This window comes from Bradyrhizobium sp. USDA 10063 (genome assembly GCF_054063735.1).
Window position 1 is genome coordinate 5,508,067 of sequence record NZ_JBSSGP010000002.1, and the last position, 23,447, is coordinate 5,531,513.

At 63.1% G+C, this 23,447-nt stretch carries 21 protein-coding genes; 9 read left to right on the forward strand and 12 right to left on the reverse strand.

The genetic code is table 11. The features are described 5' to 3' along the window. The first annotated feature begins 44 nt into the window (after window positions 1–44). Genes ACVJGD_RS28220 through ACVJGD_RS28230 form a run of 3 tightly spaced genes read left to right on the forward strand, consistent with a single transcriptional unit; the run spans window position 45 to window position 1,912 of the window. Window positions 45–833 carry an alpha/beta fold hydrolase gene (locus ACVJGD_RS28220; protein WP_456637301.1) on the forward strand — a complete coding sequence of 263 codons (789 nt, stop codon included), beginning with the start codon at window positions 45–47 and terminating at the stop codon, window positions 831–833. Then, a complete protein-coding gene (locus ACVJGD_RS28225) occupies window positions 830–1,180 on the forward strand; it encodes a hypothetical protein (RefSeq protein ID WP_456637302.1) in 351 nt (116 codons plus the stop codon). Before ACVJGD_RS28220 ends, ACVJGD_RS28225 begins: the two co-directional genes overlap by 4 nt. Window positions 1,181–1,240: 60 nt before the next feature. Beyond that, window positions 1,241–1,912: a dienelactone hydrolase family protein gene (locus ACVJGD_RS28230; protein WP_456637303.1), complete on the forward strand. Its 672-nt coding sequence runs from the start codon at window positions 1,241–1,243 to the stop codon at window positions 1,910–1,912. 137 nt (window positions 1,913–2,049) lie between these two features. Here the strand turns inward: ACVJGD_RS28230 and ACVJGD_RS28235 are convergent, their stop codons facing one another. The 3 genes from ACVJGD_RS28235 to ACVJGD_RS28245 form a co-directional block, all read right to left on the reverse strand. Next, the gene (locus ACVJGD_RS28235) at window positions 2,050–2,748 is read right to left on the reverse strand and encodes a polysaccharide biosynthesis/export family protein (protein WP_456640400.1); all 699 of its coding nucleotides are present in this window, start codon (window positions 2,746–2,748) and stop codon (window positions 2,050–2,052) included. A 304-nt stretch (window positions 2,749–3,052) separates the two neighbouring features. Next, the gene (gene msrA, locus ACVJGD_RS28240) at window positions 3,053–3,709 is read right to left on the reverse strand and encodes a peptide-methionine (S)-S-oxide reductase MsrA (RefSeq protein WP_456637304.1); all 657 of its coding nucleotides are present in this window, start codon (window positions 3,707–3,709) and stop codon (window positions 3,053–3,055) included. A gap of 130 nt (window positions 3,710–3,839) precedes the next feature. Continuing rightward, the gene (locus ACVJGD_RS28245; protein ID WP_027580893.1) at window positions 3,840–4,157 is read right to left on the reverse strand and encodes a hypothetical protein; all 318 of its coding nucleotides are present in this window, start codon (window positions 4,155–4,157) and stop codon (window positions 3,840–3,842) included. Between the two features lie 357 nt (window positions 4,158–4,514). On the opposite strand from ACVJGD_RS28245, the gene rpsT reads away from it, so the two are divergent. The 5 genes from rpsT to recF all read left to right on the forward strand — a co-directional run bounded on the left by rpsT (window position 4,515) and on the right by recF (window position 10,361). Continuing rightward, window positions 4,515–4,781, forward strand: a complete 267-nt coding sequence (rpsT, locus tag ACVJGD_RS28250) for a 30S ribosomal protein S20 (protein ID WP_456637305.1) — start codon at window positions 4,515–4,517, stop codon at window positions 4,779–4,781. Between the two features lie 1,212 nt (window positions 4,782–5,993). After that, window positions 5,994–7,424, forward strand: a complete 1,431-nt coding sequence (gene dnaA / locus ACVJGD_RS28255) for a chromosomal replication initiator protein DnaA (RefSeq protein WP_456637306.1) — start codon at window positions 5,994–5,996, stop codon at window positions 7,422–7,424. 303 nt (window positions 7,425–7,727) lie between these two features. After that, window positions 7,728–8,846: a DNA polymerase III subunit beta gene (gene dnaN, locus ACVJGD_RS28260; protein WP_456637307.1), complete on the forward strand. Its 1,119-nt coding sequence runs from the start codon at window positions 7,728–7,730 to the stop codon at window positions 8,844–8,846. 45 nt (window positions 8,847–8,891) lie between these two features. Continuing rightward, a complete protein-coding gene (locus ACVJGD_RS28265) occupies window positions 8,892–9,179 on the forward strand; it encodes a GIY-YIG nuclease family protein (protein WP_456637308.1) in 288 nt (95 codons plus the stop codon). A 42-nt stretch (window positions 9,180–9,221) separates the two neighbouring features. Continuing rightward, a complete protein-coding gene (gene recF / locus ACVJGD_RS28270) occupies window positions 9,222–10,361 on the forward strand; it encodes a DNA replication/repair protein RecF (RefSeq protein ID WP_456640401.1) in 1,140 nt (379 codons plus the stop codon). 2 nt (window positions 10,362–10,363) lie between these two features. On the opposite strand, the gene ACVJGD_RS28275 is transcribed toward recF, so the two are convergent. Then, complete coding sequence (locus tag ACVJGD_RS28275; protein ID WP_456637309.1) at window positions 10,364–12,250, reverse strand: acyltransferase family protein; 1,887 nt, start codon at window positions 12,248–12,250, stop codon at window positions 10,364–10,366. A 335-nt stretch (window positions 12,251–12,585) separates the two neighbouring features. Between ACVJGD_RS28275 and gyrB the strand changes: the two genes are divergently transcribed. Next, window positions 12,586–15,021, forward strand: a complete 2,436-nt coding sequence (gene gyrB, locus ACVJGD_RS28280) for a DNA topoisomerase (ATP-hydrolyzing) subunit B (protein ID WP_456637310.1) — start codon at window positions 12,586–12,588, stop codon at window positions 15,019–15,021. Window positions 15,022–15,118: 97 nt separating this feature from the next. Here the strand turns inward: gyrB and ACVJGD_RS28285 are convergent, their stop codons facing one another. The 8 genes from ACVJGD_RS28285 to ACVJGD_RS28320 form a co-directional block, all read right to left on the reverse strand. Then, window positions 15,119–16,408 (reverse strand): TRAP transporter large permease, encoded by a 1,290-nt coding sequence (locus tag ACVJGD_RS28285; RefSeq protein WP_456637311.1) that lies wholly within the window; start codon window positions 16,406–16,408, stop codon window positions 15,119–15,121. A gap of 6 nt (window positions 16,409–16,414) precedes the next feature. Continuing rightward, window positions 16,415–16,954 (reverse strand): TRAP transporter small permease, encoded by a 540-nt coding sequence (locus ACVJGD_RS28290; RefSeq protein ID WP_456637312.1) that lies wholly within the window; start codon window positions 16,952–16,954, stop codon window positions 16,415–16,417. A 98-nt stretch (window positions 16,955–17,052) separates the two neighbouring features. Next, on the reverse strand, window positions 17,053–18,048 hold the full coding sequence (locus ACVJGD_RS28295) for a TRAP transporter substrate-binding protein (RefSeq protein WP_456637313.1): 996 nt from the start codon (window positions 18,046–18,048) through the stop codon (window positions 17,053–17,055). A gap of 44 nt (window positions 18,049–18,092) precedes the next feature. After that, window positions 18,093–18,824 carry a GntR family transcriptional regulator gene (locus ACVJGD_RS28300; RefSeq protein WP_456637314.1) on the reverse strand — a complete coding sequence of 244 codons (732 nt, stop codon included), beginning with the start codon at window positions 18,822–18,824 and terminating at the stop codon, window positions 18,093–18,095. A gap of 302 nt (window positions 18,825–19,126) precedes the next feature. Beyond that, on the reverse strand, window positions 19,127–19,837 hold the full coding sequence (locus tag ACVJGD_RS28305; RefSeq protein ID WP_456637315.1) for a molybdate ABC transporter substrate-binding protein: 711 nt from the start codon (window positions 19,835–19,837) through the stop codon (window positions 19,127–19,129). After that, on the reverse strand, window positions 19,834–21,975 hold the full coding sequence (locus ACVJGD_RS28310) for a molybdopterin cofactor-binding domain-containing protein (RefSeq protein WP_456637316.1): 2,142 nt from the start codon (window positions 21,973–21,975) through the stop codon (window positions 19,834–19,836). Before ACVJGD_RS28310 ends, ACVJGD_RS28305 begins: the two co-directional genes overlap by 4 nt. Continuing rightward, entirely contained in the window at window positions 21,972–22,442 is a 471-nt protein-coding gene (locus ACVJGD_RS28315) for a (2Fe-2S)-binding protein (RefSeq protein ID WP_456637317.1), read from the reverse strand. The genes ACVJGD_RS28310 and ACVJGD_RS28315 overlap by 4 nt, the downstream gene beginning before the upstream one ends. 20 nt (window positions 22,443–22,462) lie before the next feature. Then, window positions 22,463–23,425 carry a tripartite tricarboxylate transporter substrate binding protein gene (locus tag ACVJGD_RS28320; RefSeq protein WP_456637318.1) on the reverse strand — a complete coding sequence of 321 codons (963 nt, stop codon included), beginning with the start codon at window positions 23,423–23,425 and terminating at the stop codon, window positions 22,463–22,465. Between the last annotated feature and the right edge of the window lie 22 nt (window positions 23,426–23,447).

Below are 23,447 nucleotides of genomic sequence, written 5' to 3' on the forward strand. Positions count from 1 at the left end.
TGATTGCGCAGCATCGCTGCCTAAAATCCGGTCGGGGAAACGCAATGCCGAAGATCAAGCGAGATGGGGTCGAGATCTATTACGAAGTCCACGGCGAGGGCCCGCCTTTGCTCCTGACCCACGGCTATTCATCGACGTCGGCGATGTGGCAGGGCCAGATCGCGGCGCTGTCGAAGCGCTACAGGCTGGTGCTGTGGGACATGCGCGGCCACGGCCAGTCCGATTATCCGAGCGACCCCGCGGCCTACAGCGAAGCTCTGACGGTCGCCGATATGGCCGCGCTGCTGGATGCGGTCGGCGCGGATAAAGCGATCGTCGGCGGGCTCCCGCTCGGCGGCTATATGTCGCTGGCGTTCTCTCGCGCCCACCCGGAGCGGGTGCGCGCACTGCTGATCATCGATACCGGACCGGGCTTCAAGAAGGACGACGCCCGCGACGCCTGGAACAAGCGCGCTCACGACACCGCTGAAAAGTTCGAACGCGAGGGCCTCGATCTCTTGAAGTCGTTGAGCCGCGAGCGCTCGACGGTGACACACCGCGATGCCTCGGGTCTCGCGCGTGCCGCACGCGGCATGCTGACCCAGCGCGACGCGCGCGTGATCGAGTCGCTGCCCGATATCAAGGTGCCGTCGCTGATCGTGGTCGGCGCCGACGACACGCCGTTCCTCGCCGCCTCCGACTATATGGCGGCCAAGATTCCCGGCGCGCAGAAGGTCGTGATCCCGGCCGCGGGCCACGCCGTCAATATCGATCAGCCGCAGGCCTTCATCGAGGCGGTGCTGCCGTTCCTCGACAGCCTCGAGGCGAAGTCGGCGCAGAAGGCCGCGTCATGAGGACGATGGCCGCGACACTGCTCGTGCTCGCCGCTGCAGCGGCACCGGCCAGCGCGCAGCATTTGCCGCCATTTGGCGGTCCTGCTCCCGCGCCATCCTACTTCGTAACGACGCTGTCAAACACCACGCCGCTGGTGTTCGGGATGGACGTCGAGGAGACGTCGCGCGCGCTCGGCACGCCGCTGACCTATGTCAGCGGGCGTCCCGGCAATGAGATCTATCTCACCTTCCGCGATATCGGCGGCAGCGGCCTGTTCCCGCACAAGGACCGGCTCTTTCTGCAATTCCGCAAAGGACGGCTCGCCGGCTGGAAAGCCGATTGGGGCCAGAACTGGATGTGGCGGTAGTCAGCCGCTGCTCTTTCGAGAAAACGTAACTGCAACCCTCAAACGAGAAGGGATGACCCCGTGGGAAAAGACATCACGCTGACGGCTTCGGACGGCTTCAAACTCGGCGGCTACCGCGCGGACCCCACCGGGGCGCCGAAGGGCGCGATCGTGGTGATCCAGGAGATTTTTGGCGTCAACCACCACATCCGCTCGGTCTGCGACCGGCTCACGCAGGAAGGCTATGTCGCGATCGCGCCTTCGATCTTCGACCGCAGCGAGCCGAACTTCCAGAGCGGCTACTCCCCGGACGAAGTGGCGGTCGCGCGCAAATTCGTCGCCAATCCGGATTGGGCGGCGATGCTGCGTGACACCCAGGCTGCCATTGATGCCGTGAAGGATGTCGGCCCGGTCGGCATCATCGGCTTCTGCCTCGGCGGCAGCGTCGCCTATGTCGCGGCAACCAAGCTGACGGGCCTGAAGGCGGCCGTCGGCTATTACGGCGGCGCCATCGTCCGCTTTGCCGACGACAAACCGAAGGTGCCGACGCAACTCCACTTCGGCGAGAAGGACAGTGGCATTCCCTTGACCGATGTCGAGACTATCAAGGCCAAGCGGCCCGAAGCCGAGGTCCACATCTATCCCGGCGCGCAGCACGGCTTTCATTGCGACGAACGGGCGAGCTACGACAAGACCAGCGCCGACGTCGCCTGGCCGCGCAGCCTCGCGTTCTTCGCGAAGCATTTGCAGTAGCGCGCAGCTCTCTCCCTCGTCGTTCCGGGGCGCGCGAAGCGCGAGCCCGGAACCCATTCATCGGCACGTTCAGCGGCCCGATGGATTCCGGGCTCGCGCTTCGCGCGCCGCAGAATGACAAGCGGAGAAAGGTTTGACTAGAACCACCGCTCGCCGACGAACACGGTATCGCCCGGGCTCATCGGCGTACCGAGCGGCACCGTGTAACGCGCCGCGCCGTTGGCATCGGTATGCGTCAGCGTCACCATGTCGCGCTTGGCACGCGGCGAGAAGCCGCCCGCAATCGCAACCGCGCTTTCGACGGTCATGTTGGGCACGTACGGATACTGTCCGGGCGCGGCGACTTCGCCGAGGATGAAGAACGGTCGATAGGCCTCGATCTCGACGGCGACCGAAGGCTCACGGATATAGCCGCTGCGCAGCTTTGCCGCGATCTCGCCTGCGAGCCCCGAGGTCGTCCTTCCGCGCGCGGGCATCTGCCCGATCAACGGCATGGTGATCGAGCCGGCAGCATCGATCGCGTAGGTGTTGGTGAGACCTTCCTGGCCGTAGACCACGACACGCAGCCGGTCGCCGGCATCGAGATGATAGGCCGAGTCATATCGGCTCGGCGACCCATAGGCCGCGGGCCGAGGCGCCGCGGCATAGGCAGCACGGGGTGAAGCCGCAAAGGCAGAGCGAAGCGCGCCGACCGCACCGCTGCCGGTGTCAGCGACCGCAACCGGCGCAGGCGTGGCGGGCGCGCCATAGGCCATCGAGTCGAGATCGGCCGGCGCCGGCGCGACCGCGACCGGGCCGCTCGTGCGCATGCAGCCCGACAACGCGAGTGCAGTCATGACGGCAGTGATCGGCAATCGAAACGCGCGCGCAACCTGCACCGTGGCCATCCCTGAAAAGCGAGACAGCCTAGTCTTGCACCGGTTATAGTTAACAAATGGTTGTTGGGAAGTGGCCTCTGTCCCGCGCATGCATTTGGGGAGACAGAAGAGAGGCGAGGCAGGCGCCCACCTCTCCCATCGGGAGAGGTCGCGCGAAGCGCGGGTGAGGGTTACGGTCCCTCATGGACACCTCGCCCCCTCGCCCGGATCGCATTGTATGCGATCCGACCTCTCCCCGCCGGGGAGAGGTGAAGCAGCGGTCTCAGGCGGTGACGCCGACCCCGATCGGGCACGACACGCCGGTGCCGCCGAGGCCGCAATAGCCCGCCGGATTCTTGGCGAGATATTGCTGATGATAGTCTTCCGCGAAATAGAACTCGCCGGCCTTCGCGATCTCGGTCGTGATCGGACCGAGGCCTTTCGCCGAAAGCGCTTTCTGATAGGCGGCCTTCGAGGCCTCCGCGGCCTTCCGCTGCGCGTCGCTGAAGGTGTAGATCGCGGAGCGATATTGCGTGCCGACATCGTTGCCCTGGCGCATGCCCTGCGTCGGGTTGTGATTTTCCCAGAACGTCTTCAGGAGCTGCTCGTAGGAGATCGTCTTCGGATCGAACACGACCAGCACCACCTCGGTGTGGCCGGTGCGGCCCGAGCAAACCTCCTCATAGGTCGGATTCGGCGTGTAGCCGCCGGCATAGCCGACGGCGGTCGTGTGGATGCCACCGCCAAGTTCCCAGAACTTGCGCTCCGCGCCCCAGAAGCAGCCGAGCCCGAACACCGCCTGCTCCAGGCCTTCAGGATAAGGCGGCTGCAGCTTGCTGCCATTGACGAAGTGGGTGGTCGCCGTCGGGATCGGCGTGGCGCGTCCCGGCAGCGCTTCGGCTGCACTCGGCAACGCGGTGGTCTTGCGCATGAACAACATGGACTACCTCCAGGCGGAACATCGGCCCGAAGCCGAGGGCGGCTTCGGCCGGCTTGGCCTCTATATAGGTCTTTACGCCCGATCTGGCAGCCCTGTTACGCGCCCACAACCAAAAGGCGTAAAGTTCCAATCAATCCCGCGCGTAGCCGATCAGCGGCTTGCGCGGCCGGAACAGGATCATGAGCAGGATGCCGGCGACGCCGAGCACGACGAAAACCGGCTGGTCGAGGATGACCTTGATCACGCTGTCCCAGAGGAAGGGCGCGGTGCGCTCGATCCAGGCACGGAATGCAGCCTGGCTGGACTGATGGATGTCGTTCCAGAACTGGCCGAAGCGGGTGAAACGCAGGGTCTGATCGGCGACGAAGCGGGCGCCGTCATAGACCATGAAAACGAATCCGCCGGCCAGCAGCAACAGCCCGATTAGCCGAAAAAAACCGCGGATCATGCCTCACCCTAGTCCCTGTCCGCCCCAAGCGCGCCAAGGCCCATTAACGGCAGGGAGGGCGGAAATTCAACCGGTTCAGCACCTTGGCGGCCATTTTCTGCCGGATTCCGGCCGTCCGAACCGGGTGGAAAACGTTGACGCTGGGGGCCGACCCCTCTATAAGACCGCGCAATGGCGGCGGGCGCAATCCTGCCGCCGCTGTTCTTTGGACGGGCGGCTGCCGGGACTTTTGCTTCTGGGCACGGCTCCGTCAAGAACGCATCTCGAAAACACAGCAGAGTAGATCACGCGATTTCAACGGCCGGCGCGCTCGAGCCCGACCAACAGAGCGACCAACGCCGAAGGACAATTGAGACCATGGCCAACACCACTTCCGCCAAGAAGGCGACCCGCAAGATTGCCCGCCGCACCATCATCAACAAGTCGCGCCGCACGCAGATGCGCGGTGCCGTTCGCTCGGTCGAGGAAGCGATCCAGCGCGGCGATCGTGACGCAGCGCTGAAGGCGATGGCACGCGCCGAGCCCGAACTGATGAAAGCCGCACAGCGCAACATCGTTCACCGCAACACTGCGAGCCGAAAAGTTTCGCGCCTGACGCATCAGATCGCCAAGCTGGCGAAGTGAGCTGACAGAAAAACATTTTCATCAAAGGCCCGGCTTCTCGCCGGGCCTTTTCTTTTGCGCAGTTCGAACGACTGTGCCCTCGCGAATTGTCTCGTCGCCGTACAACAGCACGCCTGTCACATTCGGCGCGTCCGTAGTTCTACCGGGCTGCGGTTCTTGCAGCGCTGGACTCGCGGCCACGCGATTAAATTCGCACGCATGCGCCGCATAAATGGAATAGTGCTAAACATTTCCTCGGCGAAAAGCCGCGAGGGGTTACCCTCCAAAAGCAATCGCGAAAAACTTCGTCTCACTAATCACTTACCTACATAGCGAAGCCAACTTGTTTGAAAATTGGCGCCGCCGAGATGCTACGTAAATATTTTATGAACTTTTTTTTCCGCTACACCGTGATTTGTGACACGCGCGAATCTGCGCGGTGATTCAAAAACTTGCTTTCGGCTTTCGCAATTGCAATGCCGCAACACCAGCGAAGACTCAACTCGCCAGCCACAAACAACGGATTGTCAGAAATCGCACTTGGTGTATTTGTTTATGCGTTCGCGGTGCCCACGGCTCTTAAGATCAGCGCGATTTTAGACCCACGGGCGGACGTGCAAATCGGCGGCGGTGTGCGCGTTAGCGACGCTTTCCAAGCGAAGCTGAGTTGGCAGCTCATAGCAATATGAGAACGGCTGTTCTGTGTCTGGATTTCTCGATCGACGCATCCGCGCTGAGAGAGAAACGAACTGGGGAGACACATAGCGGCCGCGGCCTTAAGCAGCGGGGAACGCGGAGCCCGTGAATGGGTTGACAAGGACTGAACTACGCGGCGGCGCAGCACTGGGCGTTTCGATGTTCGGTAGCGGCACACTGATTTGGACCACTTGCGAGCGGATTGCTCGCCGCGCGCAAGTGCGGCGAGAGGGGGAGGCAGTATGATTTACGGAACCATCGCAACATTCGAATTGCGCATTTCAGACAAGCCCGTATTCGACACCCTGGATTGCACTTCCGCAGACACCCCCACGCGAACTCCGGATACACCGTCGAGTACGCGCTGACCTCGCGAGCGCACGTCTCATCCAACACCTGATCCGTCGCACGGCGGTTTCGCCGAACGGGAGAAGTGTGTCCGGGGAGGCAGCCTCGCTTGAGGTCGCGTCGTGGCAAGAAACATGCTCGGCGCTTTCACAAACAATCGGCACTACTCTTGAGAAAAGTCTTCAGGCAATGACAAACACGGAACAGGATCGCTGGTCGCGAGTGAAGGGACGGTTGCGGACGAGCGTTGGGGAGGATGTCTATACGAGCTGGTTTGCGCGCATGGACCTCGAGGGCGTGCAGGACGAGAGCGTCCGCCTGTCGGTTCCGACCCGCTTCCTGAAGAGCTGGATCCAGGCGCACTACGCCGATCGCGTGCTCTCCTGCTGGCAGGCGGAGATGCCGCAAGTGCATCGCATCGATCTCACCGTGCGCTCGGCTGTGCGGCCCTTGGCCACCACGAAGGAGGCTCCTGCGCCGGCGGAAACGCGCCGCGTCGAGCGTCCGGAAGGGCGGCCCTCCGTCGAACTGCGTTCGACCGCGACCGCGCCGGTATCTGCGAGCCACGATGCGCTCGGCGGCTCGCCGCTCGATCCGCGGCTAACATTTGCAAGCTTCGTGGTCGGCCGCTCCAACACGCTCGCACATGCCGCGGCGCGCCAGGTTGCGGAAGGTCGTCGCGGCGATCCCGTGATGTTCAACCCGCTCTACATCCATGCCGGCGTGGGGCTCGGCAAAACCCATCTCCTGCAGGCGGTGACCTGGGCCGGCAATTCCGGCGGCGAGCGCAAGGTGCTGTATCTCACCGCGGAAAAATTCATGTATGGCTTCGTCGCGGCGCTGAAGACGCAGACGGCGCTCGCGTTCAAGGAAGCGCTGCGCGGCATCGACGTGCTCGTGATCGACGACCTGCAATTCCTGCAGGGCAAATCGACGCAGGCCGAGTTCTGTCACACGCTGAATGCGCTGATCGATGCCGGCCGCCAGGTCGTGATCGCGGCCGATCGTCCGCCCTCCGACCTGGAAAGCCTCGACGACCGCGTGCGCTCGCGGCTTGCCGGCGGGCTCGTGGTCGAAATGGGATCGCTCGGCGAAGAGCTGCGCCTGGGCATCCTCAAATCGCGCGTCGCCGCCGCCCGCGTCCATCACGCCAGCTTCGACGTGCCGGACGAGGTGCTGGACTATCTGTCGCGCACCATCACCCATAACGGCCGCGACCTCGAGGGCGCGATCAACCGCCTGCTCGCACACAGCAAGCTGAACAACCAGCCGGTGACGCTGGAAATGGCTGAGCGCGAAGTCCGCGATCTGATCCGTCCGCAGGAGCCGAAGCGCATCAAGATCGAGGACATCCAGCGCGTGGTCGCCCGGCAGTACAATGTCAGCCGTTCGGACCTCTTGTCCTCGCGCCGCACGGCGAACGTGGTGCGCCCGCGCCAGGTCGCGATGTACCTGGCCAAGACGCTGACGCTCCGCTCGCTGCCCGAGATCGGCCGTCGCTTCGGCGGGCGCGACCACACCACGGTGCTGCATGCCGTGCGCAAGATCGAGGCGCTGGTCGCCAAGGACAATTCGCTCTCCGAAGAAGTCGAATCCCTGAAGCGCCAGTTGCAGGAATGAATTCTTCCCTCCCGCCCGGATCATGATCCGACCCGACGGAATCGGGTCGTGATCCCGGCGGGAACGGCCTTTGATGCCTGAAAACGTGGGGGAACGGCGTTCCGCTCCCTTGCGCTCGCGCCTTATCCGCGCCACCTTGCGGTCCCCCCGACGGTTTGGTCAAATCCCAGGGATTGACCCGGCTTTCGGGCTTCAAACGCCGCGGCGCGCCCATGGCCGCCCCGGCCTTTCCATCTCAGAGCACGGTGGGTTACCGGTTTCGGACAAAACCATGCTCCACTCAGGGATCTGGCGGGTATTGCAATGAAGGTCACCGTCGAGCGCGCGCAACTCCTGAAGTCGCTCGGCCACGTGCATCGCGTGGTCGAACGCCGCAACACCATCCCGATCCTGGGCAATGTGCTGGTCCGCGCCGAAAATGCCAAACTCTCGCTGAAGGCGACCGACCTCGATCTCGAGGTGACGGAGACGCTGGCCGCGGAAACCGCGACCGCCGGCTCGACCACGGTGCCCGCCCACATGTTCTACGACATCGTGCGCAAGCTGCCCGACGGCGCCCAGATCGTGCTGGAGGCGGATGGCGACCGCTCGGTGCTGGCGATCCGGGCCGGCCGCTCGCGCTTCACCTTGCAGACGCTGCCGGAGAGCGATTTCCCGGATCTTGCCGCCGGCGACATGACCCATTCCTTCGCGCTGCCCGCAGCCGACGTGAAGCGCCTGATCGACCGCACGCAGTTTGCGATCTCGACCGAAGAGACGCGCTATTACCTCAACGGCATCTACCTGCATGCGGCAGGCAGCGCCAAACAGGCCACGCTGCGCGGCGTCGCGACCGACGGCCACCGCCTGGCACAGATCGACCTGGTGCAGCCGAAGGGCGCCGCCGGCATGCCCGGCGTGATCGTGCCGCGCAAGACCGTCGGCGAAGTGCAGCGGCTGATCGAGGATACCGAGGCGGAAATCACCATCGAGCTCTCGCAGGGCAAGATCCGCTTCACCCTCGGCAATGTGGTGCTGACCTCGAAATTGATCGACGGCACCTTTCCCGATTACGGCCGCGTGATCCCGCAGAACAACGACAAGGAACTGGTGGTCGACAAGAAGGATTTTGAAGCCGCCGTCGACCGCGTCTCGACCATCTCCAGCGAGCGCGGCCGCGCGGTCAAATTGTCGCTGTCGGCAGGCAAGCTCGTGCTCTCGGTGACCAACCCGGATTCCGGCAGCGCCACCGAGGAACTGGAGGTCGAATACGCCTCCGATGCGCTCGATATCGGCTTCAACTCGCGCTATCTGCTCGACATCGCTGCCCAGATCGAGGGCGAAGTCGCAGTCCTGAAACTCGCCGACCCCGGCTCGCCGACGCTGGTGCAGGACAAGGACAACAAGAGCGCGCTCTACGTGCTGATGCCAATGCGGGTGTGACACCTCGTCATTGCCGGGCTTGACCCGGCAATCCATCAAACAAAAATGACCTATTGGGTGTACATCCTCGCCAGCCAGCCCGGTGGAACGCTCTACGTCGGCGTGACCAATGATCTGGTCCGCCGCATCTACGAGCATCGCGAGGGATTGGCAGAGGGTTTCACGAAGCGCTACGGCGTCAAAACCCTGGTTTATTTCGAAGCGCATGAAACCATCGCAGCAGCACTCCAACGCGAAAAGAACATCAAGCATTGGTCACGCGAGTGGAAAATCGATCTGATCGTCAAGGGCAATCCCGATTGGCGAGACCTATATGATGAGATTGTCCGCTGACGCGGACGATGGATTGCCGGGTCAAGCCCGGCAATGACAGTGATGACCCCTTCGCGCATCCATCGGCTGTCGCTGACGCATTTCCGCAATTATCGAGCGGCGAGCGTCTCGACGCGCAGTGATGTGGTGGTGCTGGTCGGGCCGAATGGCGCCGGCAAGACCAATTGCCTTGAAGCGATCTCGTTTCTGGCGCCGGGACGCGGCCTGCGCCGCGCGACGCTGGAAGACGTCGCCGACAACCAGGGCGACGGTTCCTGGGCCGTCTACGCCGAGGTCGAGGGCGCGCTCGGGCTTGCGACGCTCGGCACCGGGATCGAAGCGCCCGCGCAAGGCAGCGAGAGCGTCAGCCGGCGCTGCCGTATCGATCGTGAGCCGGTGGGTTCGGCTGCGGCCTTCGGCGACCATCTGCGCATGGTGTGGCTGACGCCTGCAATGGACGGCCTGTTCATGGGCGCAGCCTCCGAACGGCGGCGGTTCTTCGATCGGCTCGTGCTTGCCATCGACTCCGAACATTCCAGCCGCGTCTCGGCGCTGGAGCGTTCCTTGCGCTCGCGCAACCGGCTCCTGGAAGTGCGCAACTATGACGATCATTGGTGCGGCGCGATCGAACGCGAGACCGCGGAACTTGCGGTCGCGGTCGCGGCGAGCCGCGGTCAGACCGCAGCAAGACTGTCGGCGATGTTGCGCGAGCGCGCGCAGGGCTCAATATTTCCTTCGGCCGAGATCGCGCTCGACGGCTGGATGGAGAATGCGCTGCTCAGCGAGCCCGCAACGGCCGTCGAGGACCGCTACCGTGAGATCCTGCGCCTCAGCCGCGCGCGGGATGCCGCCGCCGGACGCACGCTCGACGGCCCGCATCTGACCGACCTGCAGGTCGTCTACGCGCCGAAGAACATGCCGGCGCGCGACGCCTCCACCGGCGAGCAGAAGGCGCTCCTGATCGGGCTGGTGCTGGCGCATGCGACGCTGGTCGCCGAAATGACCGGCATCGTGCCGCTGCTGCTGCTCGACGAAGTGGTGGCGCATCTCGACCCTAGCAGGCGCAAGGCGCTGTTCGACGAACTGGCAAAGCTCGGCGCGCAAGTCTGGATGACCGGCGCCGATCCCGCAGGGTTCGTCGATATCGGAGCCAATGGCGAGATCTTCGACGTCGAGGCAGGCCGCATCACCCGTCGCGGCTGACGCTACTTTCCCGGGTTGCCCGCCTTGGACCCATCGAGCACGCGGTCGATCACCGCGTCGATGAGATAGGTCGAGCCTTTCTCGGTGAGGTGAATGCCGTCGCTTGCGGTGATATCGCCGGCGCTGTCGCCGATCCGGGTCAGGCAGCCGTCGCCATCGCACAGCACATCCCAGGCAGAGACGAATTCCGCGCCGGCGGGCGCGAGCTTGTCGCGCATCACCGCGTCGAACCATCCGCTCGTCACGCCACCGCTCCAACGCGCCGGGATCAGGCCGTGATAGAGCAGGAAATAGCGCAACACTTCGTTCGGCAGCCCGCGCCGCCAGGTCGGCACCGCGCCAAGCACGACGACGCGGGCGCCGGTCTCGCGCTTCAGCGCGGCGGCAGTCTCGGCGATCTGGTCCAGGTATCTGTCCCAGGTGCCGTGCATCACCACGATGTCGGGCCTGACATCGCGGATCAGTGAAAACACCTTATCGTTCATCTGGCGGCAGTTGGGCGTGCCGGGTACATCGACGTTCAGGACGGGAACGCAGGACGCCGAAGTGAACTGCGCGATGCCGAAGTTTCTCGTCTGCTGCGCCTTGCGCAAGCCGGGCAACAGCGCACCGGCTGTCGAGTCGCCCCAGATCACGACCAATGGGTGGCGGCTGCGATCGACGCAATCATCGGCGAACGACGTATCACGGCTCAGATCGAGCAGGCATTGATGGAACCGCCACTGCGCTGACTGTGTCGACACACCGGCCATGGCGCGGATTTCCGGCGGCAGGCGGAAATCGTAGCCACGCCCCCGGTCCACGGCGCCGCCGAGTGCAGCGACGAGCACCATGCCGGCACCGAGCGCAACCAGCTTGCGCGGCTGGGGCCGGCCGAAACGAAGCGGCTTCTCAAAATAGCGGTAGGTCGCCCAGGCGAGCAGCACGCTCGAGAGCAGGATCAGGCCGCGCTCGAGCAGCGTCAGCGGACTGAACTTGATCAGCGCGAAGAACACCAGCAGCGGCCAGTGCCAGAGATAGAGCGGATAGCTGATCAGCCCGATCCATACCATCGGCCGGCTGGCGAGGACGCCGCGGTTGAGCCAGGCAGCGGGCGCCGACAAGAGCAGCGCAGATCCGGCGACCGGCAGCGCCGCGCGCCAACCCGGAAACGGGCTGTGGCTGTCGAACAGGCCGACCGCGAGCGCGATCAGGGCGAGCCCGGCGACCGCGCGCCAATCGCTCGCGGCGCTCGGCTTGCCGATCTGGTTCCAGCCCAGTGCCAGCAGGGCGCCGGCGAGCAATTCGAAGGCCCGCGTGAACGGCAGATAGAAGGTCGCGACCGGATTCGCGCCGATCAGCAGCAGATTGAGCGCGAAGGAAACGGCGCCGAGGATCGCCGCGATCCAGAACAGCTTCAGCCGCAGCCGCGCGGCCAGCATCAGCAGCAGCGGCCAGAACAGGTAGAACTGCTCTTCGATGCCGAGCGACCACAGGTGCAGCAGCGGCTTCTTCGCCGATTCGACGTCGAAATAGCCTGACTGCAATAGCAGCGCGATGTTGGCGAAAAAAGCGGCGCTGGCAAAGACGTCGCTGCCCAGTTGCGCATAGGCCGACGGCAGCATCCAGAACCAGCCCACGACCAGCGCGAACGCGAGTACGACGATCAGCGCCGGAAAAATCCGCCTGATGCGCCTGGCGTAGAAGCCGGCCAGACTGAAGCGCTTGTTGTCGAGCTCACGCGCGACGATACCGGTGATCAGGAAGCCGGAAATCACGAAGAAAACGTCGACGCCGACGAAGCCGCCCGGCGCGGCCTCGGGAAAGGCGTGGAAGATCAGCACCAGCATCACGGCGATGGCGCGAAGGCCATCGATATCGGGCCGGTAAAGCTGGGAAGGCAGGGACAAGGGCGGACAATCCGAAAAATCGCGGAACAAGCATAGGGCATCGAAGTCAGCCTGCTTCGACGCCCTCTGTAGCAGGTCCGCGAAGCACCGCCAGAGGGGCCTCGCCAAGCGCCCCAAATCGGGATTTTTCTGCCCTCGAAAACGGCCTCGAATCGTGCTTTTTCGAGGCTTGCGAAACGGGCTTGAAACGCCTTGAAAGAAGGCAGAAAAATACTATTTATTCAACAGCTTGCGGAGACAGACTTTGCGCTAGGCGCGATGCATCTTTCGTGGCACAAATAGTGTAATCAGCCCTCAGTTTTGCGCCGCTGATTCGGGACATCTCAAGGCTTCACATGACAGAACCAGCCCGGCAGACCCCTGCCGAAAGCCAGCATCCCATTCCCGTGGAATATGGTGCGGAATCGATCCGGGTCTTGAAGGGCCTCGATGCCGTGCGCAAGCGGCCGGGCATGTATATCGGCGATACCGATGACGGCTCCGGCCTGCATCACATGGTCTATGAGGTCGTCGACAACGCGATCGACGAAGCGCTGGCGGGCTATGCAACGCGCGTCGAAGTCGTGCTCAATCCCGACAATTCCGTCACCGTGCGCGACGACGGCCGCGGCATTCCCGTCGACATCCACAAGGGCGAAGGCATCTCCGCGGCCGAGGTCATCATGACCCAGCTCCATGCCGGCGGCAAATTCGACCAGAACTCCTACAAGGTTTCGGGCGGCCTGCATGGCGTCGGCGTTTCCGTCGTCAACGCGCTGTCGAGCACATTGAAGCTCCGCGTCTGGCGCGACGGCAAGGAGCACTATGTGGAATTCGCCCACGGCGATTCCATCGCTCCCCTGAAGGTGGTCGGCGACGCCAACGGCAAGCGCGGCACCGAGGTCACTTTCCTGGCCTCCACCGAGACCTTCAAGAACATCGAATACGATTTCGCGACGCTGGAGCACCGCCTGCGCGAGCTCGCCTTCCTCAATTCCGGCGTCAACATCCTGCTCTCGGACATGCGACATGCGGTCGAGAAGCGCGAGGAGTTGCACTATGTCGGCGGCGTCGAGGAATTCGTCAAATATCTCGACCGCAACAAGAAGGCGATCGTCGCCAACCCGATCATGGTCCGTTCGGAGATGAACGGCATCGGGGTCGAAGCCGCGTTGTGGTGGAACGACAGCTACCACGAGAACGTGCTGTGCTTCACCAACAACATCCCGCAGCGCGACGGCGGCACCCATCTGGCCGGCTTCCGCGGCGCGCTGACGCGCCAGGTCAACGGCTATGCCGACGCCAATGCGAAAAAGGAAAAGATCACCCTGACCGGCGACGACTGCCGCGAGGGCCTGACCGCGGTGCTCTCGGTGAAAGTGCCGGACCCGAAGTTTTCGTCGCAGACCAAGGACAAGCTGGTGTCCTCGGAAGTGCGCCCTGTTGTCGAGAACGTCATCAACGAGGCTCTGGCGGCCTGGTTCGAGGAACATCCCAGCGAGGCGAAAGTCATCGTCGGCAAGGTGATCCAGGCCGCGGCCGCCCGCGAGGCCGCGCGCAAGGCGCGCGAACTGACCCGCAAGAATCCGCTCGCGGTGTCCTCGCTGCCGGGAAAACTGGCCGATTGCCAGGAGAAGGATCCCGCCAAGTCGGAACTCTTCATCGTCGAGGGCGACTCGGCAGGCGGCAGCGCCAAGCAGGGCCGCAACCGCGAATTCCAGGCGGTGCTGCCGCTACGCGGCAAGATCCTCAATGTCGAGCGCGTCCGTCCCGACAAGATGCTGTCCTCTGAGCAGATCGGCACGCTGATCACGGCGCTCGGCACGGGCATCAGCGACGACTTCGCGATCGACAAGTTGCGCTATCACAAGATCATCGTGATGACGGACGCCGACGTCGACGGCGCCCATATCCGCACGCTGCTGCTGACCTTCTTCTATCGCCAGATGCGCGACATCATCGACGGCGGCTACCTCTATATCGCCCAGCCGCCGCTCTACAAGGTCACGCGCGGCAAGTCCGAGCAGTATCTTAAGGACGAGCGCGCGCTGGAGGATTATCTGATCGAGGCGGGGCTCGACGATTGCGTGTTCACGCCTGGAACCGGCGGGGAACGCTCGGGTCGCGATCTGCGAACGTTGATCGATGACGCTCGCGTCATCCGCGCCGTGCTCCGTAATCTGCACAGCCGCTATAATCGCGCGGTGATCGAGCAGGCTGCGATCGCGGGCGTCCTGAACCCGAGGATCACCCGCGATATCAACGCCGCCAATGAGGCAGCCGACTACATCGCCAAGCGGCTGGACGCGGTGGCTGAAGAAGTCGAGCGTGGCTGGATTGGCCACTTCGTCGAAGGCCAGGGCTTCCAGTTCGAGCGCACCGTACGCGGGGTCAAGGACGTTGCGATCATCGACGACGCATTCCTCGGCTCGGTGGATGCCCGCAAGCTCGACGAATACGCGCCGAAGCTGCAGGATATCTACGCACGGGCGGGTAAGCTGCGTCGCAAGGACGCCGAGCAAACCATCCACGGCCCGGTCGGCCTGTTCGACGCTGTAACGGATGCGGCCCGCAAGGGCCTATCCCTGCAACGCTACAAAGGCCTTGGCGAAATGAACCCGGAGCAGCTCTGGGAGACTACGCTGGATACCGAGGCGCGCTCGCTGTTGCAGGTGAAGGTCAAGGAGGTCGACGAGGCCGACGACATCTTCACCAAGCTGATGGGCGACGTCGTCGAACCGCGCCGCGACTTCATCCAGGAAAACTCGCTCAGCGCCACCATCGACATCTGAGGCGAAGCGCGGGGGGTCTATATGGTCTTGCTCTAAATCTCTTTGCTTGAGCATGATCTTTTCGGAAAACCGGTTTCCACTTTTTCCGGATCGTGCTCTAGAAGCCGAACATCCTCGGCAATGCCAGAGACAGCCAGGGCACGTAGGTCACGATCATCAGCACCGTGAACATCACAAAATAGAACGGCCAGATACCGCGCATCACCTCGTCGACTGAAACCTTGCCGATGGCGCAGCCAACGAACAGGGTGGTCCCGACTGGAGGCGTCAGCAGCCCGATGCCGAGGTTGAGCAGCATCACGATGCCGAAATGTACCGGATCTATGCCGAAGCTCTTCACGACCGGCAACAGGATTGGCGTGCAGATCAGCAACAGCGGCGCCAGATCGAGTGCCGTTCCAAGGACCAGCAGCATGATGTTCAACCACATCAGCAGCATGTATTTGTTGCTCGATATCGCAACAAAGAACTCCGTCATTTTCGCGGGCATCTGCATCAAGGCAGCGACATAGCCGAAGCACGATGCTGTCGCGACGAGGGTGAGCACCATGGCAACCGTCTGCAGCGTCCGATAGATCAGCACAGGCAGATCCGACCATTTGTAGTCGCGGTAGACGAACATGGTGACGAAGAACGCCCAGACGCAGGCGACCGCGCCGGCCTCGATCGGTGTAAATATCCCGGAGAGGATGCCGCCCAGCACGATCGCCAGTGTCACGATCCCCCACAGCGCGTCGACGAGCACTCTGATCGCCTGGCGGATCGGCACGGGCTCGCCCTTTGGATGCTTGTCTCGATACGCGTAGAACAGGCAAAGCAGCATCAGCGAAAAGCCGAGCAGCAGCCCCGGAATCACGCCGGCGAGAAACAGGCTGGTAATCGAGACCACCCCACCCGTCGCCAGCGAATAGATCACGGAGTTATGGCTTGGCGGGACGATGATGGCTTGAAGCGAAGCGCTGATGGTCACGTTGGTCGCGAACACCCGCGGATAACCTTTCGCAGCCATCTCTGGAATCATAACCGAGCCGATCGCTGACGTGTCGGCCACCGACGATCCCGAAATGCCGCTCATGATTGTAGTCGCGAGGATGTTGATCTGCGAAAGGCCGCCCCGCAAGCGCGTGAATCCGACCAGCACCGCAGCAAAATCGACCAGCCGTCTGGCCATACCGCCTTCGGCCATAATGGCGCCCGCCAACACAAAAAACGGGATCGTCAGCATCGAGACCTTGCCGACGCCGCTGGCAAGCTGTTGCATGACTGCCCCGACGGGCAGGTCGATCCAGAGCGCGCCGACGAGCGACGACAGCGCCATCGCATAGGCGATCGGCATGCCGATGGCGAAGAAGAAGCACATGCTGAGAAGAAGAATGGCGATATCCATGGGAATTCACTCGACCGGAACGTGAGCATCGCTGCCGTCACGCGGTGGCGGACCGATGGTCAGGCGCTCGACGACGAACAGGAACAGCATCGCTCCGCTGACTACGATCGGAAGGTAGGTGACCCCGACCGACAGCCATGGAAACTCGTCCACCGAATTGCCCCAGGTGGTCTGAACGAGCTTCAATCCCCACACGAACATGAACAGCGCAATCACGCCCATCAACAATTCACTCAACAAGAGCGAGGCGCGGCGCAACAACGGCGGCAGCAGATCGGTACCCACCGTCATGTTCATGTGAATGCGCTGACGATAGCAGTTGGCTGAACCGATGAAGGTGATGCCGACCGTCAGCAGCACGGCCATGGGCTCAGGCCATGACGAAGCGCTGTTCAGGACATATCGGGTATAGACTGCCCACGGAATGACGGAGGAGACGAGCACGAGCGCCACACAGGCAATCACCGCTCCCGTCCAGTAGACGGCATTCACGAACCGCCGGAACAGGCCGGTCCAATAAGCTTCGGTCCGTTGCTCGTCAGACATTTGGACCTCGCAAGATTTAGCAGCGATTCAAATCGCTCCGGCAAATCCGGTGTCTGGGGAGCGGACGCGGTTCGGCCATTCGCCCGTTGCAGCGGGTGCTATTGGACCGCTTCGATCCGCTTGATCGTTGCGGCGTACTTTGCGCCATACTTGTCCCAGACCGGCTTTACGGCGTCCTGGAATGGCTTCTTGTCGATATCGGTGATGATTTCGGTCCCGGCCGCCTTCATCTTGGCGATGGCCGCGTTTTCCGCCTCGTACCAAAGCCCCCGCTGCTCGGCCTGCATGTCCTTGGACAGCTTCTTGATCAGCGCCTGATCCTCCGGCGACAGCTTCTGCCACGACACGCGCGAGAACACGACGATTTCCGGAATGATCAGGTGCTCGGTCATCGTGAAGTATTTGGCAACCTGGTAGTGGTTCTGCGCCACGAACGAGGGCGAATTGTTTTCCGCGCCATCGACCACGCCGGTCTGCATCGCGCTGAAGACCTGATCGAAGCCGAGCGCGACTCCGTTGCCGCCAAGTGCGTTCATGGTGTCGACGAACAGCGGATTGCCGATCATGCGGACCTTGAGACCCTTCAGATCGGCCAACGTTCGGACCGGCCGCTTGTTGTTGTAGATATTGCGCGAGCCGGCGTTCATCCAGCACAGCCCAATCAGACCAGCCTTGTCGTTCGCCGAAATCTTCGCAAGCAGCTCATCGCCGATCTCGCCATCGATCACCTTCTCCATATGCCTGGAGTTCCGGAATATGAAAGGCAGGTTGAAGACGTTGACGTCATCCACGACCGGGCCGACGGCCCCGACCGAAATACGAGCGATCTGCAGCGCGCCGAGTTGGGCCTGCTCGATCATTTCCTTTTCGCCGCCAAGTTGCATGGACGGGAACATCTGGATCGACAGCCTTCCATTGGTGGCGGCTTCCAGCTTCTTGCCCATCCGAACCATGGCTTCGACCGTCGGATAGCCCAGCGGATGAACGTCCGCTGCCTTGAGGACTGTTTTTGTCTGGGCCTGCGCGGGCGATTGCCGGATAACGAAAGCCGCCCCGAACCCGGCGCTCAGCTTGATGAAGTCGCGGCGTTTCATCTGATCCTCCCGATGTATTGTTATTGTCGTTTTGATCTTCAACCTCAGGTTCGCGCGTCGAAGAACTCCGGGTTGATATTTTGAGTGACGGAGATATCGACGAGCAGCCTTTCGAGATGCCTGGCCATGGCCATTCCCGCAGCGGGCGGATCGTGATCCTCGATCGCAGTCATGACGCCTTCATGCTCCGCGATCACCTGACCCATTCGCCCAGGTTGCGGCAGCGTCAGGCGGCGATAGCGATCCACGTGGACCTTCACCTGCAGGATCAGCTTCCAGATGCCCGGATATCGCGCGACCTCGGCGATGGTTGCGTGGAACAGTTCGTCCGCTTGATGGAACGCTTCGCGATCGCCGGCGGCGCTCGCTTCGCGCTGGCGCTCCAAGATAGAAAGCAAATTCAGGATCTGGCTTGAGGTGGCGCGCTCGGCCGCCAATCGGGCGGTGGTTTCCTCGAGCGCCTTGCGGATGGTGATCGCCTCGGGCAGCGCGGCGATTGGAATGCGCGAGACGAAGATGCCGGATTGCGGAAATATCTCCACAAGGCCCTCGTCCGACAATTTCAGGATAGCCTCGCGGACGGGCGTCCGGCTCACGCCATAGGAGAGCGCGATTTCCGCTTCCGAGATCGCCTCGCCGGGGCGTCGCTGCAGCGACACCAGTTCGGCGCGCAGATCCGTATAGATCCGCGCCGACGCCGTCGCTGTTCGCGGCCGACCGCTGCGGCGATTGCCGGCGGCACGGATGATGGTCTCGGCCTTCCTCGTGGTGGACATGAGGGTCTCCCGATCAATTAATATATTAGTATATGACCTGGAACGCGCCAAGGTGGATTTGCTCGGGTGCACCTACAAATTGTGCTTCCGCCATGTGAGTGCTGGCAGGTCCGCTGCGGCCAAGTCTGACGGGCACAGAGCAAGAGATGTATCGGCGCGCCCATCTCGACCTGATGCGCCGTCGATCGGTGACCGACGAGCAAATCCGAGCGACAGCGTTCTCGGGTCTTTCCTAAGAGCGCGCCGCGACGCCGACAGTTGAGGTATCAACCCCGTTTCCGATTGGGCTGCTCGAATCGCCTCTACATGGACCGCGAAGGAACGAAGCCCGCGCGGCCTCTTGCCTCTCCGGCCTGGGCCGCCGTCAAAAGATCGATCAGCCGTTCTGCCGCCGGCGCGGCCGAAGTGCGCGTCGTGACGGCGCCCGTGTACAGGGTCGCCAGAGCGCACCCTGGGGGTAACGAACCGGACAGGACGACTCCGTTGGTCGCAATGATCTCAGTCGACTGTGTGCAACCGATCGGCCGCCGCGCGTCCGACTCGGCGAGGTGACGCATGGCGGTTGCCCCATTCGGAAAGATGCGCAAGCGTTGCTCTACCTCCCTGGCAATGCCGAGCTGCTCCAGGACTTTCGCGACGTGAATTCCCGCGGTCGATGCCTTGGTGTCCGGGACGAAGATCGCATCCGCTGCCCGCAGCGCCTCGCGCAGGCTTGCTGCATCCTTCGCGGCGACCGGCGGATCTCCTGCGCGGACCGCAAGCGCGGTCTCGACCAGGCCGATATCTCTGACGGAGGCCGACGAGACCAGCTTCTCCGCTGCAAGTGTCGCGACGAGTGCCGATGTGAAGATGATGACATCGGCAGCGGCGCCTTTGCGCAGCTTGTCCGCCATGGCCCCGACCGCGCCAAATTCGCCCTCGATCTGCAAGCCCGTAGCCGCCGTGAAGGCTGGTGCAAGGTTCTTGACGAGTCCCTGCGCCGCCCCGCCGCTCAAAACGTGCAACTTGTTCATGACGTCAATTCCATCGCGGCGATCAACCGCTCGCGCGTAATGGGAAGATCGCGTATCCGCACGCCGAGGCCATCAAAAACCGCGTTGGCGATCGCTGCGGTCACCGGACCATGCGCGGCTTCGCCCGCACCAACAGGATCCAATTCCGGGCGCTGGATGAGTTCGACCTCGACCTCCGGCACCTCGCTGAAGCGCAGGATCGGGTAGTCCGACCATGTGGTGCTGGTGATGCGTTGCCGGTCGAAGCGGACGCGCTCCTTCAGCACCCAGCTCGTAGCCTGGATGGCGCCGCCCTCGATCTGGTTGATGATTCCATCGGGATTGATCGCCTCCCCGACATCGACTGCGAGTGTCAGCTTTCTGACGCGAATGTCCTTGTCGCCCTCGACTTCGGCCACGGCAGCGCAGTACGCACCCATATTCTTGTAGCGAGCAAAGCCGACGCCATGACCGATGCCGGGTCGCTGCGCCGGCTTCCATTTCGCGCGTTCGGCAGCGGCGCGGATGACGTCTCTGGCGCGGTCGTCGCTCAAAAGGCGCAGCCGGAACGCGACCGGATCCTCGCCGCGCTCGGCGGCGAGCTCGTCGAGAAAGGACTCGATGGCAAACACGTTGCCCTGGGCGCCCAGCGTGCGTAGCGCCGAGGTGCGCACCGGCATCGTCAGCAGACGGTGACTCTCGATCTGCCATGAGGGGAAATCATACAGCGGAACGGCATTGCGGTCGGCGCCGCCACCATTGGCCTGCGGCGGATTGGTCGAAATCATCCGCGGGAACGGATTTTCCAGCTCGAACCCGGCAAGCAGCGCCGGCTGCGCCGCGCGCCCCGGTCGTGCCGCATGGCCGTTGCTCCAGACCTGATGATGCCAGTGGAGGACCTCACCCCCAGCGTCGAGATCGGCTGCAATCTCGATCGCCATGGCCGCACCGAACGGTGCATGCGACAGCTCGTCCGCGCGCGACCATTGCACCCGTACTGGCCGGCCACCGGCGACCTTCGCCAACAATACGGCATCGAGGGCGACGTCGTCAGCTCCGTTGTGGCCGTAGCAGCCGGCGCCTTCGAGATGCTCGACCGTGATGTTCTCGGCCGGGAGCTTGAGCAGCAGCGCGAGGTCCGTGCGCAGAAGATAGACCCCCTGGCTGTGAGTCCAGACACGGACCTTGTCGCCACTCCATTGCGCCATCGCGCAAGATGGCGCGATCGAAGCGTGGGCAATGTAGGGACGGGTATATTGCCGCCGGATTGTGCGCTTGCCGTCGCTTCGCGTTGAAGTCGCCCTCGTGTCGATCACAAGCGATTCCAGCGGTTGGCTCTTCAGGAACGCGGCCAGGCCGTTCTCGTCAGGCAATATCTCGCCCTCAGACCATGTCGCGCCTTTGCGCAGCGCATTGAGCGCAGCCTCCGCGCCATTTTCCGTTTCGCTGACGACCCCAGCGAAACTGCCGTCGCGCACGATCGCAACCAGGCCTGCGACGGCGCGCGCACCATCTTCATTCAGCTCAATCAGCCTGGCGCGCGAATTTTCCGGCCGCAGCACACGGCCGTGCAGCGTGGCCGGCAGGCTCCAGTCCTGAATGAAGCGTGGCCGCGCAAAGACCTTGTCGGGAATATCGATCCTGTGGACGGAATCTCCCGCCAAGCGGCGCTCGGTTGCCAGTTTCGGCACGATCCCCGGTGTCGCGTCTCGCTCAAGCTCGACAGCGCCGGCGAGTTCCCAATAGCTCGTCCTGACATTGCCGGGACCGGAGATGGTGCCATCCTCAACCGAAAGGGAGGTCTTCTCGACACCGAGGCGATCGGCGGCAACCTCGAGAAAGATTTGTCGGACTTCCGCACAGACGTATCGCAGCGCGCGGCCCGATTGCTGGATCGAAAGACTGCCGGAGGTGACGCCCTCGTTCGGGCTTGCCGCGGTCGAAGCGCGAACCATTCGGATGCGCGCGATATCGATGTCAAGTTCATCGGCGGCGATTTGCGCGAGCGCAGTAACAATGCCCTGTCCGATTTCCACCTTCCCCGGCGAGACCGTCACCTGTCCTTCGGCCGAGAATTCCAGCCAGGATGACAATCTTGGGTTAGCCGCAAGGCTGACCGGCAGCGCTGCCGCGGACGCGGAGGGCGCAGGCCGGCTCATGGCGCCGCCATTTCCGCTGCTGCGCGCAGCACCGCCCGTATCATCCGGTTGTGCGACCCGCAGCGGCAGAGGTTGCGGTCCAGCGCCTCCTTCACCTCGTCCCTGGAAGGAGCTGGATTCCGCTTCAACAACGCCGCGGCGCTCATGAGAATGCCCGAAACGCAGTAGCCGCATTGCAACGCCTGTTCCGCGATGAAAGCGCGCTGCAGCGGATGCGGTGCGTCGGCGCTCCCTAATCCCTCCGGCGTCGTGATGTCCTTATCTGCCACCGACCACAGCGGCATATCGCAGGAACTCATGGCGCGATCGCCGACAATGACATTGCAGGCGCCGCACTCTCCGGCACCACAGCCGAAATGCGGCCCGATCATGCCGAGCTGGCCGCGCAGGATGTCGAGCAGCGAACGATCAGGATCGGCGTCTACATCCATCTCGACGCCATTAAGGCGAAATCGAACGTGCGGCATGGTGGATCGGCTCAGGTGAGCTACTGCGTCTTCTCGAACTTCTTGACCACGGCGGCCCATTTCACAATATCGGCGCGCAGGAATTTGTCGAATTCTTCCGGCGACATCGACATCGGAACTGCCCCCTGCGACTCCCAGAGTTTTACGATGTCTGGCCGCTTCACTGCGACGTTCACCGCGGCATTGAGCTTGTCGATGACGGCCTTTGGCGTGCCGGCCGGCGCCATCAATCCGAGCCAAATCGTGGCCTCATAGCCGGAAATGCCGGCCTCGATCACGGTCGGTATCTCAGGCAAGACGGCCGAGCGCGCCTGGCCGGTCGTTGCCAGCGCCCGCACCTGGTTTTCCCTGACATTGGGCGCCATCGCGGGCACGGCGTCGATCATCATCTGCACCTGGCCCCCGATCACACCGCTTCGCGCCTCGCCGCTGTTGCGGTAGGGCACATGCACGACGTCGATCCCGGCCATCGCTTTGAACAATTCGCCCGCCATGTGGTACGGCGTGCCCTGGCCGGAGGAGGCGTAGTTCAATTTTCCCGGCTGGGCTTTAGCAAGCGCGATGAATTCCTGCAGCGTCTTCGCCGCGACGGAAGGGTGCACGACGATCACGAGGTCGGAGTAGTTGACCGGAGCGATCGGGGCAAGATCGCGCATCAGCTCATATTTGCGCTGCGGGACCAGCGATTCGTTGGCGGTTTGCGTGTTCGACATCATCAACAGCGTGTAACCATCGGGCGACGCCATGGCGGCCTCCTGCGTGCCGATCACGCCCCCGGCGCCGGTGCGGTTCTCGACCACAAAAGGCTGACCAAAATTTTCCTGCAGGATGTTGCCGATCTGACGGGCAGTGACATCGGCGGGCCCGCCGGCGCCGAACGGAACGATGATCCGGACCGGCCGCGAGGGGTAGTCCTGCGCAACTGACGAGGAGCCCGCCAGCAGAAGGGCGGCCAGTGCCAGCACGAATCTTGGGCTCATCATTTCTCTCCCCAAAATATTGTTC